Annotated in this window: 6 protein-coding genes; 5 read left to right on the plus strand and 1 reads right to left on the minus strand. The window is 31.8% G+C overall.

Annotated features, from left to right (window positions below; translation table 11 throughout):
- Nucleotides 1-22 precede the first annotated feature (22 nt).
- Together ACI32A_RS01700 and ACI32A_RS01705 are read left to right on the plus strand one after the other, a co-directional pair.
- Nucleotides 23-1,246, plus strand: coding sequence for a pyridoxal phosphate-dependent aminotransferase (locus ACI32A_RS01700; RefSeq protein WP_439753289.1), 1,224 nt, complete (start codon nucleotides 23-25; stop codon nucleotides 1,244-1,246).
- A 27-nt stretch (nucleotides 1,247-1,273) separates the two neighbouring features.
- Entirely contained in the window at nucleotides 1,274-1,642 is a 369-nt protein-coding gene (locus ACI32A_RS01705; RefSeq protein WP_439753290.1) for a RidA family protein, read from the plus strand.
- A gap of 40 nt (nucleotides 1,643-1,682) precedes the next feature.
- Here ACI32A_RS01705 and ACI32A_RS01710 read toward each other — a convergent pair whose 3' ends face one another.
- Nucleotides 1,683-1,883: a hypothetical protein gene (locus tag ACI32A_RS01710; RefSeq protein WP_439753291.1), complete on the minus strand. Its 201-nt coding sequence runs from the start codon at nucleotides 1,881-1,883 to the stop codon at nucleotides 1,683-1,685.
- Nucleotides 1,884-2,039: 156 nt separating this feature from the next.
- On the opposite strand from ACI32A_RS01710, the gene ACI32A_RS01715 reads away from it, so the two are divergent.
- Genes ACI32A_RS01715 through ACI32A_RS01725 form a run of 3 tightly spaced genes read left to right on the plus strand, consistent with a single transcriptional unit; the run spans nucleotide 2,040 to nucleotide 3,235 of the window.
- The gene (locus tag ACI32A_RS01715) at nucleotides 2,040-2,303 is read left to right on the plus strand and encodes a type II toxin-antitoxin system HicA family toxin (protein ID WP_439753292.1); all 264 of its coding nucleotides are present in this window, start codon (nucleotides 2,040-2,042) and stop codon (nucleotides 2,301-2,303) included.
- Between the two features lies 1 nt (nucleotide 2,304).
- Entirely contained in the window at nucleotides 2,305-2,799 is a 495-nt protein-coding gene (locus ACI32A_RS01720) for a toxin-antitoxin system HicB family antitoxin (RefSeq protein ID WP_439753293.1), read from the plus strand.
- 13 nt (nucleotides 2,800-2,812) lie between these two features.
- Nucleotides 2,813-3,235 carry a hypothetical protein gene (locus ACI32A_RS01725; RefSeq protein ID WP_439753294.1) on the plus strand — a complete coding sequence of 141 codons (423 nt, stop codon included), beginning with the start codon at nucleotides 2,813-2,815 and terminating at the stop codon, nucleotides 3,233-3,235.
- Nucleotides 3,236-3,307 lie beyond the last annotated feature (72 nt).

Here is a 3,307-nt window from a genome sequence, read left to right on the forward strand (position 1 = left end):
ACAATAAAAAAGAGGTGAAGCTATGACAACAACACAAAAAATGAAAGAAGTGTTTCAACAACTACAAGGTGGACTATCCAGTGATGTCAAAAAAGCCGATGTGGGTGAAGGAACTGGTAATTTTATAAAAAATGGAGGCGATAATATGGCCTGGGCCGATATGTTTGCCCCAGATCCATCGATTCCCAAATCCGTACAAGAAGCCAGTATCAAAGCCATTCAAGATGGTTCAAGTGCTCATTATACAATGCCCATTGGATTACTGGAATTACGAGAAGAAATTGCCAAACATGTTCAAAAAAGAACAGGATTACCGATTCATCCCAGTCGAAATGTCATTATTACACCGGGATCCGATGCTGGTTTTATTTTTTCTTTATTTCCTTTTTTAGAAAAAGACGATGAAGTATTGATTCCTGATCCTTGTTATCCAAGTAACTATTTGAATTGTAAATTATTTGGAGCTAAACCCATTTCGGTTCCAACATATCCAGAAGATAATTATCAAATTCGTATAGAAGAAATGGAAAAGAGAGTTTCATCTAAAACAAAGGCTGTAATTTTAACACATCCCAATAATCCAACGACAACTGTATATCGAAAAGAAAACTTACTAGAGTTATCCCAATTTATTATCAAACATGATTTAATTTTAATCTGTGACCAGGCATTTGAAGACCATATCTTTGATGACATTGAATTTATATCGCCATGTACTTTACCAGGAATGTGGGAAAGAACCGTTACTATTTGTTCACTATCCAAGGGATACGGATTAAGTGGCTTTCGTATAGCTTATCTCTATACAAATGAAGACATCATGGACAAATACTATGGAGCCTGTGTCAATGTAGTCGGTGCTCCTTGTACCATTTCTACTATGGGCGCTATTGCTGCTTTACAAGATGAAACCATTTTACCTGAATACTATGAAAGACTAGAAAGAAGAAGAAATATTGCCTATGATATTTTATCGTCTATACCAGGAATCAAAATGAATAAATCAGAAAGTGGTATTTTATCGTGGTTAGATGTATCTTCACTTGGAACTGGACAAGAAGTAGCCGATTATATTAAGGAACATGCCAATGTATTAGTGAATGATGGAGCGGCTTATGGGCAAATGGGTCAAGGTCATATCCGAATTGTCACAGCTTGTTTTGCCAAAGATGAAGACTGTATTATTCGTTTAGAACGTATTAAAAAAGCTTTAACACAACTTGCCAAAGAAAAAGGAATTGTATAACATAAAGAAGAAAGAAGGTAATAAAATATGAAAGTAGTCACAACAAACAATGCCCCTGCTGCCATTGGTCCTTATTCACAAGCCATTGTGACAGGAAATTTAGTATATGGATCTGGTCAAATTCCAGTGAATCCACAAACAGGAAACATTCCAGAAGGTATTACAGAACAGGCTCATCAATCTTGTAAAAACGTAAAAGCATTGATGGAAGCAGCTGGAACAAGTATGGAAAAAGTGGTAAAAACAACTTGTTTTCTAGCTGATATCAAAGACTTTGCAGCATTCAATGAAGTCTATGCTCAATACTTTGTATCGAATCCAGCAAGAAGCTGCTGTGCTGTAAAGGATTTACCAAAAGGTGTGCTTTGTGAAATTGAAGCCATTGCTGAGATTTAAGAGATTGTAGAGATACAATCTTTTTTTAAACCAAAACAAGCTAATATTTTTCATAATGAATTTTCAATTCATCAAATTTATTTTTTATAACAAGATTCTGATCTGGATACCCAAACGCAATCATCCATAAAGGAACAATACCTTTTGGTAAATGAAAATACGAATTGATTTTTAGATATCGATCTTCTCTAGGATAAACACCTAGCCAGCAAGATCCAATACCCAATTCTTTTGCTTCCATCTCAATCCAATCTATAATTTGATATCACGTATTTTATATATAATATGTATATTTATTTCTAGTTGATACAATATCTCAAGTATTGAAAAATAAGATAAAAAAGCGTAATATTATTTTAGTGATATCATATATAATATTAATAACGAAAGGTGCGAGATGTCAAAAATTGAAAAACTCATAAAGAAAATAGAAAATTATAGATCTGGTGATCAAATTGAATTTATAGAAATTGAAAAATATTTAAAATATCATAAATTCAATGAAAAAAATCAAAACGGAACCAGTCATGTAATATTTACTCATGAATGTCTTAACAGACCATTTCCTATACCAAAACACGGAAACAAAGTTAAAGCAGCTTATGTTAAACAAGCCGTAGAGCTTGTGGAATTGGTTAAAGAAAAAGGAGGAGAAAAATAATATGGAATACTCAATGAAAATTTACACTATTGATTTTGAAAATGGAAGAACTGAATGGTGCGTTGAATATCCAGATTTGCAAGGATGCGTTGGTGGAGGAGATACATTACAGGAAGCAATCGAAGACGCTGAATTATCTAAACGGATTTATCTTGACTATTTAAAAGAAAACGGTATTAATGTACCTAAGCCCACAGAAGAAAAAGATCTTCCTAGTGGAAAAATCGCATTAAGAGTTGCAAAAACAACACATAAAACACTTATTGAAAATGCAAAAAAAGAAGGTATTAGTTTAAATTCTTATATTCAAACAGCCATAAATGAAAAAATAGGAAGAGACCAGGAATTCGATAGAGTATTAAATGCGATAAACGATTTAAAAGAAAGTGTTAAATTAATAAATGAAAATAATGTAATGTTTGTAAAAACTCCATTGTGGAGTAGCAAAAAAACACGTAAATTAAATTTTAAAAATATAGCTAATTTTATTGCATAACAGGAGATTTATTATGAATCAAAATAAATTACAAATTATTGGTGTTAATACACATCTAGATCAAATCATTTATAATTGTAACAATATTCCTGAAAAAGAAGGACAGATAAGTATTCAACAAACTTTAAGTGTATTAACTTGTGATTCAGAAAAAATCAGCATAAAAATGGAGAGAAAATTATTGATAGATGGATCCGACAATCCATTTTTAGTCGTTTCCGCGATTGGGGATTTCTTTTTGGATCAAAAAACAAAAGATAATTTTAAAAGTCACGATGAAATGCTTGAATATGCTAATAAAAGAGCAGGTTTTTTAGTTGACAAAATTCAAATGGGATCTTTCTTATCTCAATTAATAGCTAATATAACAGGAACATTCGCTAATGCACCTATAGTCCTTCCACCTATTATAAATGAAAATGAACAAAATATTTAAAAAGGAGCACAACAAAGCTGTTATGAAGTGACCTTTGTCAAGACGCAAATACACTCATTTTTATATTCAATT

The organism is Floccifex sp., from assembly GCF_051873555.1.
Lineage (GTDB): Bacteria > Bacillota_I > Bacilli_A > Erysipelotrichales > Erysipelotrichaceae > Floccifex.